This is a genomic window from Jiella sp. M17.18 (assembly GCF_041027365.1).
Lineage (GTDB): Bacteria > Pseudomonadota > Alphaproteobacteria > Rhizobiales > Rhizobiaceae > VKMB-3413.
In genome coordinates, this window is the sequence record NZ_JBFTEH010000007.1 from 74,808 (window position 1) to 88,697 (window position 13,890).

General features: G+C 65.7%; 14 protein-coding genes. All 14 read right to left on the reverse strand.

What is annotated here, in order from left to right:
- Position 1: 1 nt before the first annotated feature.
- Positions 2–1,510, reverse strand: a complete 1,509-nt coding sequence (locus tag AB5S17_RS14220) for an NADH-quinone oxidoreductase subunit M (protein ID WP_369240449.1) — start codon at positions 1,508–1,510, stop codon at positions 2–4.
- Positions 1,510–3,519 carry an NADH-quinone oxidoreductase subunit L gene (gene nuoL, locus AB5S17_RS14225; protein WP_369240451.1) on the reverse strand — a complete coding sequence of 670 codons (2,010 nt, stop codon included), beginning with the start codon at positions 3,517–3,519 and terminating at the stop codon, positions 1,510–1,512. The genes AB5S17_RS14220 and nuoL overlap by 1 nt, the downstream gene beginning before the upstream one ends.
- A gap of 4 nt (positions 3,520–3,523) precedes the next feature.
- Complete coding sequence (gene nuoK, locus AB5S17_RS14230) at positions 3,524–3,832, reverse strand: NADH-quinone oxidoreductase subunit NuoK (protein WP_369240453.1); 309 nt, start codon at positions 3,830–3,832, stop codon at positions 3,524–3,526.
- 20 nt (positions 3,833–3,852) lie between these two features.
- The gene (locus AB5S17_RS14235; protein ID WP_369240455.1) at positions 3,853–4,470 is read right to left on the reverse strand and encodes an NADH-quinone oxidoreductase subunit J; all 618 of its coding nucleotides are present in this window, start codon (positions 4,468–4,470) and stop codon (positions 3,853–3,855) included.
- Between the two features lie 123 nt (positions 4,471–4,593).
- Positions 4,594–5,085, reverse strand: coding sequence for an NADH-quinone oxidoreductase subunit NuoI (gene nuoI / locus AB5S17_RS14240; protein ID WP_369240457.1), 492 nt, complete (start codon positions 5,083–5,085; stop codon positions 4,594–4,596).
- 18 nt (positions 5,086–5,103) lie between these two features.
- On the reverse strand, positions 5,104–5,313 hold the full coding sequence (locus AB5S17_RS14245) for a hypothetical protein (RefSeq protein WP_369240459.1): 210 nt from the start codon (positions 5,311–5,313) through the stop codon (positions 5,104–5,106).
- Positions 5,310–6,365: an NADH-quinone oxidoreductase subunit NuoH gene (nuoH, locus tag AB5S17_RS14250; RefSeq protein ID WP_369240461.1), complete on the reverse strand. Its 1,056-nt coding sequence runs from the start codon at positions 6,363–6,365 to the stop codon at positions 5,310–5,312. The genes AB5S17_RS14245 and nuoH overlap by 4 nt, the downstream gene beginning before the upstream one ends.
- Before the next feature lie 13 nt (positions 6,366–6,378).
- Entirely contained in the window at positions 6,379–8,454 is a 2,076-nt protein-coding gene (gene nuoG, locus AB5S17_RS14255; RefSeq protein ID WP_369240463.1) for an NADH-quinone oxidoreductase subunit NuoG, read from the reverse strand.
- Between the two features lie 2 nt (positions 8,455–8,456).
- Positions 8,457–8,708 (reverse strand): hypothetical protein, encoded by a 252-nt coding sequence (locus AB5S17_RS14260; protein WP_369240465.1) that lies wholly within the window; start codon positions 8,706–8,708, stop codon positions 8,457–8,459.
- Positions 8,709–8,719: 11 nt separating this feature from the next.
- Positions 8,720–10,024 (reverse strand): NADH-quinone oxidoreductase subunit NuoF, encoded by a 1,305-nt coding sequence (gene nuoF, locus AB5S17_RS14265; RefSeq protein ID WP_369240467.1) that lies wholly within the window; start codon positions 10,022–10,024, stop codon positions 8,720–8,722.
- A 21-nt stretch (positions 10,025–10,045) separates the two neighbouring features.
- A complete protein-coding gene (nuoE, locus tag AB5S17_RS14270; RefSeq protein WP_369240469.1) occupies positions 10,046–11,530 on the reverse strand; it encodes an NADH-quinone oxidoreductase subunit NuoE in 1,485 nt (494 codons plus the stop codon).
- Positions 11,531–11,657: 127 nt separating this feature from the next.
- Positions 11,658–12,197: a Uma2 family endonuclease gene (locus AB5S17_RS14275; RefSeq protein ID WP_369240471.1), complete on the reverse strand. Its 540-nt coding sequence runs from the start codon at positions 12,195–12,197 to the stop codon at positions 11,658–11,660.
- 70 nt (positions 12,198–12,267) lie between these two features.
- A complete protein-coding gene (locus tag AB5S17_RS14280) occupies positions 12,268–13,458 on the reverse strand; it encodes an NADH-quinone oxidoreductase subunit D (protein ID WP_369240473.1) in 1,191 nt (396 codons plus the stop codon).
- Positions 13,451–13,888, reverse strand: a complete 438-nt coding sequence (locus AB5S17_RS14285; RefSeq protein WP_369240475.1) for a GFA family protein — start codon at positions 13,886–13,888, stop codon at positions 13,451–13,453. The genes AB5S17_RS14280 and AB5S17_RS14285 overlap by 8 nt, the downstream gene beginning before the upstream one ends.
- Positions 13,889–13,890: the final 2 nt, after the last annotated feature.

The window sequence follows — 13,890 nt, forward strand, 5'->3', positions numbered from 1 at the left end:
CTTACTGCAGGCCCGCGACGGTGGAGGCCGTCTGCAGGGCTGCGCTGTAGCTGTGGACGAGTTGATCCACCGAGGCGGCGGTCACGTGGAAGACCGGCATCGGATAGACGCCGAAGAAGATGGTGAGCACGACCAGCGGGTAGAGCAGGATCTTCTCGCGGCCGGAGAGATCGAGGATCTGCCGCAGGCTCTCCTTCTCCAGCGCGCCGAAGATCACCCGGCGGTAGAGCCAGAGCGCGTAGCCCGCCGAGAGGATGACGCCGGTCGTGGCAAAGATCGCGACCCAGGTGTTGACCTGGAAGACCCCGAGCAGCGTCAGGAACTCGCCGACGAAGCCCGAAGTGCCCGGCAGGCCGACATTCGCCATGGTGAAGATCAGCATGACCACCGCGTAGTGCGGCATGCGGTTCACCAGGCCGCCATAGGCGGCGATGTCGCGGGTGTGCATGCGGTCGTAGACGACGCCGACGCAGAGGAACAGCGCGCCGGAGACGAGGCCGTGCGAGAGCATCTGGAAGATCGCGCCCTGCACGCCCTGGGCGTTCGCCGCGAAGATGCCCATCGTGACGAAGCCCATGTGGGCGACGGACGAGTAGGCGATCAGCTTCTTGATGTCCTCCTGCATCAGCGCGACCAGCGACGTGTAGATGATCGCGACGACCGACAGGGTGTAGATCAGCGGCGCGAACTCGGCCGAGGCCAGCGGGAACATCGGCAGCGAGAAGCGCAGGAAGCCGTAGCCGCCGAGCTTCAGGAGGATACCCGCGAGGATCACCGACCCGGCGGTCGGCGCCTCGACGTGCGCATCCGGCAGCCAGGTGTGGACCGGCCACATCGGCATCTTCACCGCGAAGCTCGCGAAGAAGGCGAACCAGAGCCAGGGCTGCATCGACGCCGGGAACGGATGGCGCAGGAGGTCCGGGATAGAGGTGGTGCCGGCGTTCCAGTACATCGCCATGATGGCGACCAGCATCAGCACCGAGCCGAGGAAGGTGTAGAGGAAGAACTTGTAGCTCGCATAGATGCGGCGCTTGCCGCCCCACACGCCGATGATCAGGAACATCGGGATGAGGCCGCCCTCGAAGAAGATGTAGAACAGCACGAGGTCGAGGGAGCAGAAGACGCCGGTCACCAGCGTCTCGAGCACAAGGAAGGCGATCATGTAGTCCTTCACCCGGACCTTCACCGACTCGTAGCTCGCCAGGATGCAGATCGGCATCAGAAAGGTCGTGAGGATCACGAACAGCATCGAGATGCCGTCGACGCCCATGTGGTAGGTGATCCCGGTGCCGACCCAGTTCATCTGCTCGACCATCTGGAAGCCGGGGTTCGACGGATCGAAGTCGACCCAGATCCAGAGCGAGAGGATGAAGGTGAAGGCGGTCGTCAGCAGCGCGACATTGCGGATGTTGCGCCGCGCCAGCTCGTTGTCGTCCTTGATGAAGAGGATCAGGAGCGCGCCGACGAGAGGCAGGAACGTGACGGTCGAAAGGATCGGCCAGCCGGTCATCAGTACGCTCCCCCGAGCATGGTCCAGGTGACCAGCGCGGCGACGCCGATCAGCATGGCAAAGGCATAGTGGTAGAGATAGCCGCTCTGCAGCCGCACGACCCGGCCGGTGACGTCGAGGACGCGCGCCGAGACGCCGTCCGGGCCGAGCCCGTCGATGACGCGGCCGTCACCGGTCTTCCAGAGGAAGCGGCCGATACGCTTGGCGTTGCGCACGAACAGGAAGTCGTAGAGCTCGTCGAAGTACCACTTGTTGAGCAGGAACTGGTAGAGCCCGCGATGGCGCTTGGCGAGGTCCTTCGGCATCGACGGCGAGCGGATGTAGAAGACGTAGGCGACGACGAAGCCGATCACCATCAGCACCGTCGGCAGGATGGCGATCCAGAACGGGATCTCCTCCATCGTGTGCAGGACGTGGTTGGCCGGCCCGGTGAACAGCGCCGAGTGCCAGAACTCCGAATAGCCCTCGCCGATGAAGGAGCCGGAGAACAGGAAGCCCGCGAACAACGCTCCGGCGGAGAGGACGAAGAGCGGCACCAGCATGACCATGGGCGACTCGTGCACGTGGTGCATGACGTCGGCGGAGGCCCGCGGCTTGCCGTGGAAGGTCATGAAGATCACCCGCCAGGAGTAGAAGCTCGTCAGCAGCGCCGACAGGACGGTCATGCCCCAGGCGTAGCCCGCGAAGCTGTTCTGCCCGACGAAGGTCGCCTCGATGATCGCGTCCTTGGAGAAGTAGCCGGCGGTGAAGGGGAAGCCGGTCAGCGCCAGCGTGCCGATGACCATGCACCAGTAGGTGATCGGGATGTGCTTCCTGAGGCCGCCCATGCGGCGCATGTCCTGCTCGTCGGACACGGCATGGATGACCGAGCCGGCGCCGAGGAACAGGAGCGCCTTGAAGAAGGCGTGGCTGAAGAGGTGGAAGATCGCAACGCCGTAGGCCCCGACACCGAGCGCGGCGAACATGTAGCCGAGCTGCGAGCAGGTCGAATAGGCGATGACGCGCTTGATGTCGTTCTGGACGAGTCCGACCGTGGCGGCGAAGAACGCCGTGGTCGCGCCGATGAAGGTGACGAAGGTCAGCGCCGTCGGCGACAGTTCGAAGATCGGCGACATGCGCGCCAGCATGAAGACGCCGGCGGTCACCATGGTCGCGGCATGGATCAGCGCGGAGACCGGGGTCGGGCCCTCCATCGCGTCCGGCAGCCAGGTGTGAAGGCCGATCTGGGCCGACTTGCCCATGGCGCCCATGAACAGGAGGAAGCAGACGACCGTCAGCGCGCTGGCCATCGTCAGGTGATAGCCGGCGAAGGTCAGCACGATGTCCCTGGCATGCGGCGCGGCGGCGGTCGCCGCAGCACCGGCCGCGGGATGCGCGCCGCCGAGCTGAGCGGCGACGTCGGCCGCGCCGGCGAAGACCGTGTCGAGATTGATGGAGCCGAACAGGACGAAGACGCCGAAGATGCCGAGCGCAAAGCCGAAGTCGCCGACGCGGTTGACGATGAAGGCCTTCATCGCCGCGGCGTTGGCCGACGGCTTCTTGTACCAGAAGCCGATCAGCAGGTACGAGGCGAGACCGACGCCCTCCCAGCCGAAGAACATCTGCACGAGGTTGTTCGACGTCACCAGCATCAGCATGGCGAAGGTGAAGAGCGACAGATAGGCGAAGAAGCGCGGCCGGTGCGGATCGTGGTGCATGTAGCCGATCGAGTAGACATGCACGAGCGACGACACCGTCGTGACGACGATCAGCATGACCAGCGTCAGCCGGTCGATCCGGAGCGACCAGGAGACGTCGAGCGAGCCGACCTGCATCCAGTGCAGGAGCGTGATCCGCAGCGTCTCCCCCTCGCCCGCACCGAAGGAGATGAAGGCGATCCACGAAAGGATCGCGGCAATGATCAGGAAGCCGGAGGTGATGTACTCGCTGGCCTTGGCCCCGATGGACTTGCCGAACAGGCCGGCGACCAGGAAGCCGGCGAGCGGCAGGAGGACGATGATCGGATACACCGGATCAGCCTTTCATCGTGTTGACGTCGTCGACGGCGATGGAGCCGCGATTGCGGAAGAAGACCACGAGGATGGCGAGGCCGATCGCTGCCTCGGCCGCCGCGACGGTCAGGATGAACAGCGCGAAGACCTGGCCGACGAGGTCGTTCAGGAAGGCCGAGAACGCCACCATGTTCAGATTGACGGAGAGCAGGATCAGCTCGACCGACATCAGAATGGTGATGATGTTCTTCCGGTTCATGAAGATGCCGAAGACGCCCGTGACGAACAGGATCGCCGCGACGGTGAGATATTGGCCGAGACCGATTTCCATGCCGATATTCCCTTTCGCCCTCAGATGCCCTTGCCGCTCTCGACCTTGACGACCTCGATCGCAGTCGCGGGGGTGCGTGCGACCTGCTGCGGGATCGACTGGCGCTTCAGGCCTTCCTTGTGGCGCAACGTCAGGACGATCGCCCCGATCATCGCCACGAACAGGATCAGGCCCGCGAGCTGGAAGAACAGGATGTAACGGGTGTAGAGCACGCCGCCGAGCGCCTGGATGTTGGACACCGCCTCGAGCGGCGGCATCGGCAGGGCCGTCACGACCGCGGGCTGCGGATTGTAGTAGCTGCCGGTGACCGCGATGATCAGCTCGGCCAGCAGCACCACGCCGATGATCGCCCCGATCGGCGCATATTCGAGCGCGCGCACCTTCATTCGGCCGAAGTCGAGGTCGAGCATCATCACGACGAACAGGAACAGGATCGCCACTGCGCCGACATAGACGACGATGAGGATCAGCGCGAGGAACTCCGCGCCCGCCAGCAGGAACAGGCCCGCGGCTGCGACGAAGGTCAAAATCAGGAACAACACCGAGTGCACGGGGTTCTTGGAGAAGACGACCCCGAGCGCCGAGCCGACGGCGATGAAGGCGAAGATGTAAAAGAAAAGTGCCTGAAGGCCGAGCATCCTCGGGCTCCCTTGGTGGTCTCGAAAACGCGGCCGGACGGCCGTGCCGATGGATCGTCTGATGCGGCCGACGGTCGCCGGAAGGAGAGCGGCGCGGAAGAGTCGCCCGCGCCGCCCGTCCGATTATCGGTAAGGCGCGTCGAGCGCAATGTTGCGCGCGATCTCACGCTCCCAGCGGTCGCCGTTCGCCAGCAGCTTTTCCTTGTCGTAGTAGAGTTCCTCGCGCGTCTCCGTCGAGAACTCGAAGTTCGGCCCCTCGACGATGGCGTCGACCGGGCAGGCCTCCTGGCAGAAGCCGCAATAGATGCATTTCACCATGTCGATGTCGTAGCGCACGGTGCGGCGGGTGCCGTCGTTGCGCCGGGGACCCGCCTCGATGGTGATCGCCTGGGCCGGGCAGATCGCCTCGCAGAGCTTGCAGGCGATGCAGCGCTCCTGGCCGTTGGGATAGCGGCGCAGCGCGTGCTCGCCGCGGAAGCGCGGCGAGACCGGCCCTTTTTCATAGGGGTAGTTCAGCGTCGCCTTCGGCGCGAAGAAGTAGCGCATCGACAGGCCGAATGCCTTGACGAACTCGATGAGGAAGAAGGAGCGGACGGTTTGGGCGATCTGCGACATGGCTTTCAGGCCTCCATTCTACGAGGCGACGATTGGCCCGACGAACCAGCCGACCACAGGAAACAGGATCAGCTGGGAAATCCGGGCGATGTTGAGGGCCACTCCGGCACCGAGCCGTTCGGAGGGCCGCTCTCTGGCGACCCGCTGCTTCGCATAGCCGATCGCGAAGAAGTCCGCGATCCCGAGAAGCAGTCCGACGAGCCCGCCGATGATGGCCGGGTCGGTCATACCGCCGCGGCACCCCAGCCGGTGAGCTGCAGCACGAAGGCGACGATCACCACCATGGCCAGCGACAGCGGCAGGAACACCTTCCAGCCGAGGCGCATCAGCTGGTCGTAGCGGTAGCGCGGCACGAACGACTTCACCATGGCGAACATGAAGAAGGCGAAGCCGGCCTTCAGCACGAACCAGATGATGCCGGGCACCCAGGTGAACGGTGCGAAGTTGAACGGCGGCAGCCAGCCACCCATGAACAGGATGGTCATCAGGCAGCACATCAGCGTGACCGCCGCATACTCGCCGAGCATGAACATCATATAGGGCGACGAGCCGTACTCCACCATGAAGCCGGCGACCAGCTCCGACTCCGCCTCCGGCAGGTCGAAGGGCGGCCGGTTGGTCTCGGCGAGCGACGAGATGAAGAACACGACGAACATCGGGAACAGGGTCAGCCAATGCCAGTCGAGGAAGGTGTTCGGCAGGCCGAGCCAGGTCCCGAAACCGTTCTCCTGGGCCAGCACGATGTCGGTGAGGTTCAGCGAGCCGACGCAGAGGAGCACGGTGACGATGACGAAGCCGATCGACACCTCATAGGACACCATCTGCGCCGCCGAGCGAAGCGCGCCGAGGAAGGCATACTTCGAGTTCGACGCCCAGCCGCCCATGATCACGCCGTAGACCTCCAGCGAGGAGATCGCGAAGACGTAGAGGATGCCGATGTTGATGTTGGCGATCACCCAGCCGAACGAGACCGGGATCACCGCAAAGGTGGCAAGCGACAGAACCACCGCGACCAGCGGCGCCAGCAGGAAGACCGCCTTGTCGGAGCTCGCCGGGATGATCGGCTCCTTCAGGATGAACTTCAACAGGTCGGCGAAGGACTGGAACAGGCCGAAGGGGCCGACGACGTTCGGGCCGCGGCGCATCTGCACCGCCGCCCAGATCTTCCGGTCGGCCAGCAGGATGTAGGCGATCAGCACCAGGAGGACGACGAGGAAGAGCACGCTCTCCCCCAGCACGATCAATGCCGGCCAGACGTAGAGTGAAAAGAAATCCGCCACTTCGCGCCGTTCCCTATTCCGCCGCCTGAAGATGCTCGGCGTGAGCCAGCTTCGAACATTCGGCCATGACTTTGGACGCCCTGGCGATCGGGTTCGTCAGATAGAAATCGCCGATATGGGACGTCAGAGATTGCGACGGGAGCGATCCGACCCGGTCCGCCAGACGGGCGATCGCGCCCGCATCGGCCGGCTCGATCCGGTCGGTCCGCATCCACGGGTGCGACTGATACATCTCGCGCCGCAATGCAGCAAGGGAGTCGAAGGGCAGCGTGTGCCCGAGGACCGCCGAAAGCGCCCGCAGGATCGCCCAGTCCTCGCGGGCATCGCCCGGCGGGAAGCCGGCGCGGGCACCGACCTGGGCCCGACCCTCAAGATTGACGTAGGTGCCGTCCTTTTCGGTGTAGGCAGCCCCCGGCAGGATCACGTCCGCGCGGTGCGCTCCGCGATCGCCATGCGTGCCGATGTAGACCATGAACGGTCCCGGCGCGATCTCGACCTCGTCGGCGCCGAGGTTGAACAGGACGTCCAGCCCGCCGGCTGCCATCTCGGCGAAGGTCTTGCCGCCCTCGCCCGGCACGAAACCGATGTCGAGGCCGCCGACGCGCGAGGCGGCGGAATGCAGGACGTTGAAGCCGTTCCAGCTGTCGGTCACCGCGCCGATCTCCCGCGCGAGCGCGGCGGCCGCGGCGAGGATGCCGGCGCCGTTCTCACCCGTGAGCGCCCCCTGCCCGACGATCACCATCGGGCGCTCGGCGTTCTTCAGCGCGTCGAAGAAGCCCTGGCTCGCGCCCTCGATGTTCGACAGGGTGTCGGTGCCGGCGCCGAGATAGGTATAGTCGTAGCGCAGATCCTCGTGCTCGCCGATCACGCCGATCGGGAAGCCGCCGAGGCGCCAGCGCTTGCGGATCCGGGCGTTGAGCACCGAGGCCTCGAACCGTGGATTGGCACCAATGATCAGCAGCGCGTCGGCCGATTCGATCCCGGCGATCGTCGTGTTGAAGATGTAGGAGGCCCGCCCGTCCGCCGGATCGAGCATCGCACCGTCCTGGCGGCAGTCGATGTTTGCCGAGCCGAGCTCGCCCATCAGCCGTTTCAGCGCCCACATCTCCTCGACCGCCGCGAGATCGCCGGCGACCGCGCCGATGCGATCGGGCGAAACGCCGTCGATCTTCGCCTTGATCGCGCCGAAGGCCTCCGGCCACGTCGCCGGCCGAAGCTTGCCGTTCTCGCGGATATAGGGCCGGTCGAGCCGCTGCGTCCGCAGCCCGTCCCAGACGAAGCGAGTCTTGTCGGAGATCCACTCCTCGTTCACTTCGTCATTGGTGCGCGGCAGGATGCGCATGACCTCGCGGCCGCGCGTGTCGACGCGGATCGAGGAGCCGACCGCATCCATCACGTCGACCGTCTCGGTCTTCGCCAGTTCCCAAGGCCGCGCCTGGAAGGCGTAGGGGCGCGAGGTCAGGGCGCCGACCGGGCAGAGGTCGATGACGTTGCCCTGCAGCTCCGACGTCATCGCCTGCTCGAGGAAGGTGGTGATCTCGGCGTCCTCGCCGCGGCCGACGAGGCCGAGTTCGGAGATGCCCGCGACCTCGGTGGTGAAGCGGACGCAGCGCGTGCAGTGGATGCAGCGCGTCATGATCGTCTTCACCAGCGGGCCGATGTACTTGTCCTCGACGGCGCGCTTGTTCTCCTGGTAGCGCGAGCTGTCCACGCCGTAGGCCATCGCCTGGTCCTGCAGGTCGCACTCGCCGCCCTGGTCGCAGATCGGGCAGTCGAGCGGATGGTTGATCAGCAGGAACTCCATCACGCCCTCGCGGGCCTTCTTCACCATCGGCGTGTTGGTGAAGATCTCCGGCGCCTCGCCGTTCGGCCCGGGCCTGAGGTCGCGCACGCCCATGGCGCAGGAGGCCGCCGGCTTCGGCGGGCCGCCCTTCACCTCGATCAGGCACATGCGGCAGTTGCCGGCGATCGACAGCCGCTCGTGGAAACAGAAGCGCGGGATTTCAGCACCGGCCTCTTCCGCCGCCTGCAGCAGCGTGAAGTGGTCGGGAACCTCGATCTCTTTGCCGTCGACTTTCAGCTTCGCCATGGTCAAGCCTTCTCTTCCAGCCGGGAGACGCGCTCTTCCAGCGTCTTCAACCGCTCCGCCACCGTGTCGTGGCGGACATTTGCGTGCACGGCCGCACCCGCGACCGTGTAGAGCGTGTCGTGGACCTCCTCGAGCCGCTGGTCGACATGGTCGAAGCGCTCGCTGTGTTTCGCAAGCGTGTACTTCACCTCGCCGATATCCGCGCGGATATCCCGAAGCAGCTGCAAAACCAGATTGTCCGGCTCGTCCGACATCGCCCCGGCCCCTACTCCGCCGCCTCGAGCACCGGCTGCACCTGGTGCGCATTGCGCGAATAGGCGTCGATGCGGCGCTCGATCTCGGCGCGGAAATGCCGCACCAGGCCCTGGATCGGCCAGGCGGCGGCGTCGCCGAGCGCGCAGATCGTGTGTCCTTCGACCTGCTTGGTCACGTCGAGCAGCATGTCGATCTCGCGCTTCTGCGCGTGGCCGGTCGCCATGCGCTCCATCACGCGCCACATCCAGCCCGTTCCCTCGCGGCACGGCGTGCACTGGCCGCAGCTCTCGTGCTTGTAGAAGTACGAGATGCGGGCGATCGCCTGGACGATGTCGGTCGACTTGTCCATCACGATCACGGCGGCGGTGCCGAGGGAGGTCTTGATCTCCTTCAGGCCGTCGAAGTCCATCGGGGCGTCGATGATGTCGGCGCCCGGCACCAGCGGCACCGACGAGCCGCCGGGGATGACCGCCAGGAGATTGTCCCAGCCGCCCCGAATGCCGCCGCAATGCTTCTCGATCAGTTCGCGGAACGAGATGCCCATCGCCTCTTCGACGGTGCAGGGCTGCTCGACATGGCCGGAGACGCAGAAGAGCTTGGTGCCGGTGTTGTTCTGCCGTCCGATGCCGGCGAACCAGGAACCGCCGCGGCGGAGGATGGTCGGCGCGACCGCGATCGACTCGACGTTGTTGACCGTCGTCGGGCAGCCGTAGAGGCCGACATTCGCCGGGAATGGCGGCTTCAGCCGCGGCTGGCCCTTCTTGCCCTCCAGGCTTTCGAGCAGCGCCGTCTCCTCGCCGCAGATATAGGCGCCGGCGCCGTGATGGACGATGATGTCATAGTCCCAGCCGCACTTGTTGTCGCGGCCGAGGAGGCCCGCTTCGTAGCACTCGTCGATTGCCCGCTGCAGCGCCTGACGCTCGCGGACATACTCGCCGCGGATATAGATGTAGCACGTGTGCGCCAGCATGGCGAAGCCGGCGATGATGCAGCCCTCGATCAGCGTGAACGGGTCGTTCCGCATGATTTCCCGGTCCTTGCAGGTGCCGGGCTCGGACTCGTCGGCGTTGATGACGAGGTAGTGCGGCCGCTCGCCGACTTCCTTCGGCATGAACGACCACTTCAGACCCGTCGGGAAGCCCGCGCCGCCGCGGCCCCGAAGGCCCGAGGCCTTCATCTCGTTGATGATCCAGTCGCGGCCCTTGCCGATGATCTCGGCCGTGCCGTCGAAATGCCCGCGCTTCATCGCGGCCTTCAGGCTCTTGTCCCGGAGGCCGTAGATGTTGGTGAAGATGCGGTCCTTGTCCTGAAGCATGTCAGTCTCTCCTCGTCCGCATCACGCGTCGCCGGCATCATCCGGCGAACGGCCCTGAAGCTCCTTCGCCTGCTCGATCCAGCCCTCGCGCACCGCGCGTCCGCGAAAGTTCAGGTAGTCGTCGATCCAGAGAAGCTCGACCTCGCGCCACTTGGCGACCTGCCAGTAGTGGAAGACGCCGAGATCGTTCAGCTTGCCCTCGATGACGGGGCCGATGCCGCGGATCTTCTGCAGGTCGTCCTTCTCGCCCTGCGGCTGCGAGAGAAGGTCGGCGGGCTTCTCGCCGACCTGCGGCGCCTCGCGCTTCTCCTCGGCCTCGCTGTCGAAGTGATCGTGGATCACCGGACCGGCCGACTCGTCCGACGTTCCGGTGCGGCGCCCCTCGATCTCGTCGCCGCCGACCTGATCGGTGTTGGCGCGGTCGTAGTCGCCGCCCTTGTCGAGGTCGAGCGAAGCTCCGGCGGTGCGGTCCTCGGGCACCAGCCGCACGTCCGGCACCACGGCGTCGGTCGCAGCCGCTTCCTTCCGGCGCATCGTCCCGCCGGTGTTCGTCGGGGCCGACGGAGAATCGCCCGATACCTGGCCGACTTCGGCCGCATCGCGCTCGGCTTCGCCGGTCTCGCCCTGCCGCGTGCCGCCGGTCTGCCCGGCTTCGGGCGCATGCGCCTCCGCCGTCAGCTCGTCGCTTTCCTCGCGCTCGCCGCCCTCGACCGCATTGCCGTCCTGCGCCTTGCCGGGCGCGGCAATGGTGGGATCGGTCTCGGCTGCGTCGGTGTCCGGTCGCCCGGCATCCGACGGCGGCGTCGACGCGGCTCCGCCCCCCGCGCCCTGCGGCGGCGCGCCGGCGGCCGGGCCATGGCCCGTCTCGCGCCGCTGCGTCTCGATGATGTCGTCGTAGTCGCCATTGAGGCTGGTCAGTCCGCCGATCGGTGCGGACAGATGCCGCCCGTTCTGCGGGCCCGGCTGCACCTCTTCGCCCCGGCCCGCGTCGAAGAGATCGATGATCTCCTCCAGCCGTTCCGGCGTCAGGTCTTCATAGGTGTCCTGGAAGATCATCACCATCGGCGCGTTGACGCAGGCGCCGAGGCACTCGACCTCTTCCCACGACAGCGTGCCGGAGGCGTTGCGGTGGAACGGCTCGGCATGGATCTTCTTGCGGCAGACCGCCTTCAGATCCTCCGAGCCGCGCAGCATGCAGGGCGTCGTGCCGCAGACCTGGACATGGGCCTTGGTGCCGACCGGCTTCAGCTGGAACTGCGTATAGAAGGTCGCGACTTCCAGCACGCGGATCAGCGGCATGTCGAGCATGTCGGCGACATGCTCGATGGCAGCCTTGGTCACCCAGCCGTCCTGATCCTGCGCACGCATCAGAAGGGGAATCACCGCGGACTGCTGACGACCCTCGGGATATTTGCGGATGGTCATCTCGGCCCAAGCGGCGTTCTCTTCCGAAAACGCAAAGCCCTGGGGCTGGACGGCATCTTCCGCGAGACGTCTGACGGACATCGGACCTCGACTTTAGAACCGGTTCAACATGCGTGTGTTGCGGCGCGTTCTACCACATGACCGGCAAAAGGCCAGTGGCGAGCCGCCGCAGGTTTGGATGCCGTAAGAGCCGTCTCGCGACGCCCCCTCAGGCACCGAAGAGCGCCTCCACCGAAACCGCGATGCCGGGCGGCGACAGATCGACCGTGGCTTCGCGTCCGAGGATGCGCGTGAGGATTTCGCCTTCGACGGGCGAACGGCGATAATGGACGAGGCGGTCCCGCTCGGGGACGAGCACGAGGTAATGGCAGATCGAAGGAACGACGAAGTAGTCGAGAAGCTTGCGCGTCGCATCGGTCTCGACGGTCGACGGCGAGACCACCTCGACCACCACCACGGGATTGGTCGCGACGACGTCATCGGGGTCGTAGGGGCCGCAATGAATGAGCGCGTCCGGCTCGCGGACCGTCTGATCGTCGATTCGCACGCTGACGCCGTCGATGAATGCGTGGCAGTCGAGCCTTCCTGCCGCACGCAGCCCCGCCTTCAGGGCCACGACCGCCGCGAACTTCGTCTCCGCGTGCCGGATGCGCTCCGACTGCCGCCGTACCGGCTCCCCCTCGACCAGCTCGTACCGCTGCTTGTCCGGCAGGCCTTCGCACCAGGCGAAGAACTCGTCTGCGGTCATCGGGCTGGTATCGGAAGGCTCTGCTTTCATCATGGCATCAGACTATCACGGCCGCTCCGTCACCGCTGGATCAGCGATCCACCTCGCCGAACACGATGTCGAGCGTTCCGAGGATCGCCGAGACATCGGCCAGCATGTGCCCCTTGCACATGACGTCCATCGCCTGGAGATGCGCGAAGCCCGGCGCCTTGATCTTGCAGCGATACGGCTTGTTGGTGCCGTCGGCGACGAGATAGACCCCGAACTCGCCCTTCGGCGCCTCGACGGCGGCGTAGACCTCGCCCTCCGGCAGGTGGAAGCCCTCGGTGTATAGCTTGAAGTGATGGATCAGCGCTTCCATCGAACGCTTCATCTGGCCGCGCTTCGGCGGGACAACCTTTCCCTCCAGCGAGGCCACGGGGCCGGCGCCGGCGGTCGAGGACAGCCGCTCGACGCACTGCTTCATGATCTTCACCGCTTCGCGCATCTCAACCATGCGGATGAGGTAGCGGTCGTAGCAGTCCCCGTTCTTGCCGATCGGGATGTCGAAATCCATCTGGTCGTAGCACTCGTAGGGCTGGGCCTTGCGCAGGTCCCAGGCCGCGCCGGAGCCGCGCACCATCACGCCGGAGAAGCCCATGGCCCAGGCATCCTCGAGCGAGACGACGCCGATATCGACATTGCGCTGCTTGAAGATGCGGTTGTCGGTCAGGAGCTCCTCGAGGTCGTCGCAGACCTTCAGGAACGGGTCGCACCAGTTGCCGATGTCCTCGACGAGCTGCGGCGTCAGGTCCTGGTGCACGCCACCGGGCCGGAAATAGGCCGCATGCATGCGCGAGCCGGAGGCGCGCTCGTAGAACACCATCAGCTTCTCGCGTTCCTCGAAGCCCCACAGCGGCGGCGTCAGGGCGCCGACGTCCATCGCCTGCGTGGTGACGTTGAGGATGTGCGAGAGGATGCGGCTGATCTCGGCGTAGAGCACGCGGATCAGCTGGCCGCGAATCGGAACCTCGACGCCGGCGAGCCGCTCGATCGCGAGGCAGAATGCATGCTCCTGGCTCATCGGCGCGACGTAGTCGAGGCGATCGAAATACGGGATCGCCTGCAGATAGGTCTTGTGCTCGATCAGCTTCTCGGTGCCGCGGTGCAAGAGGCCGATATGCGGGTCGACCCGCTCGACGATCTCGCCGTCGAGCTCGAGCACCAGGCGCAGCACGCCATGCGCGGCAGGATGCTGCGGTCCGAAGTTGATGTTGAAGTTGCGGACGTCGATCTCAGCCATTCGGCTCTTCCTGCGTGGGCGCCACCATGGCGAAGAACTCGGCGCCGGTCATCTTCTCGGTATCGTTGGCGAAGGCGTACCAGTCCGGCTTGGAATCGATGAAGATCTCCCGCGTCATCTCGACGTCGCCGAGATTATCGACCGCAGCCGCGGAGATCGCGTAGATCGCCTCGTCGTGGCTGCGCCAGAACAGCGCCGATCCACAGGCCTTGCAGAAGCCCCGCTCGCCCCACTGCGACGACTTGTAGACCGTCAGCAGATCGGTGCCCGCCAGAACGACGTTCTCCGCACCGTGGAGCGACAGGAAGGGCCCGCTGGTCCAGCGCCGGCAGGTATCGCAGTGGCAGGCGTTGACCGCCACATCCTCAAAGTCGGCATCGATGCGGACGCCGCCGCACAGACACTTCGCCTGCAGAGTTCTGATCGCCATAT

Excerpts from the sequence above, each read along its gene's own strand:
- AB5S17_RS14220 (WP_369240449.1), bottom strand. The coding sequence starts at position 1,510 with ATGACCGGCTGGCCGATCCTTTCGACCGTCACGTTCCTGCCTCTCGTC.
- nuoK (WP_369240453.1), bottom strand. The coding sequence starts at position 3,832 with ATGGAAATCGGTCTCGGCCAATATCTCACCGTCGCGGCGATCCTGTTC.
- AB5S17_RS14235 (WP_369240455.1), bottom strand. The coding sequence starts at position 4,470 with ATGCTCGGCCTTCAGGCACTTTTCTTTTACATCTTCGCCTTCATCGCC.
- nuoI (WP_369240457.1), bottom strand. The coding sequence starts at position 5,085 with ATGTCGCAGATCGCCCAAACCGTCCGCTCCTTCTTCCTCATCGAGTTC.
- AB5S17_RS14245 (WP_369240459.1), bottom strand. The coding sequence starts at position 5,313 with ATGACCGACCCGGCCATCATCGGCGGGCTCGTCGGACTGCTTCTCGGG.
- nuoG (WP_369240463.1), bottom strand. The coding sequence starts at position 8,454 with ATGGCGAAGCTGAAAGTCGACGGCAAAGAGATCGAGGTTCCCGACCAC.
- AB5S17_RS14260 (WP_369240465.1), bottom strand. The coding sequence starts at position 8,708 with ATGTCGGACGAGCCGGACAATCTGGTTTTGCAGCTGCTTCGGGATATC.
- nuoF (WP_369240467.1), bottom strand. The coding sequence starts at position 10,024 with ATGCTTCAGGACAAGGACCGCATCTTCACCAACATCTACGGCCTCCGG.
- nuoE (WP_369240469.1), bottom strand. The coding sequence starts at position 11,530 with ATGTCCGTCAGACGTCTCGCGGAAGATGCCGTCCAGCCCCAGGGCTTT.
- AB5S17_RS14275 (WP_369240471.1), bottom strand. The coding sequence starts at position 12,197 with ATGACCGCAGACGAGTTCTTCGCCTGGTGCGAAGGCCTGCCGGACAAG.
- AB5S17_RS14280 (WP_369240473.1), bottom strand. The coding sequence starts at position 13,458 with ATGGCTGAGATCGACGTCCGCAACTTCAACATCAACTTCGGACCGCAG.
- AB5S17_RS14285 (WP_369240475.1), bottom strand. The coding sequence starts at position 13,888 with ATGGCGATCAGAACTCTGCAGGCGAAGTGTCTGTGCGGCGGCGTCCGC.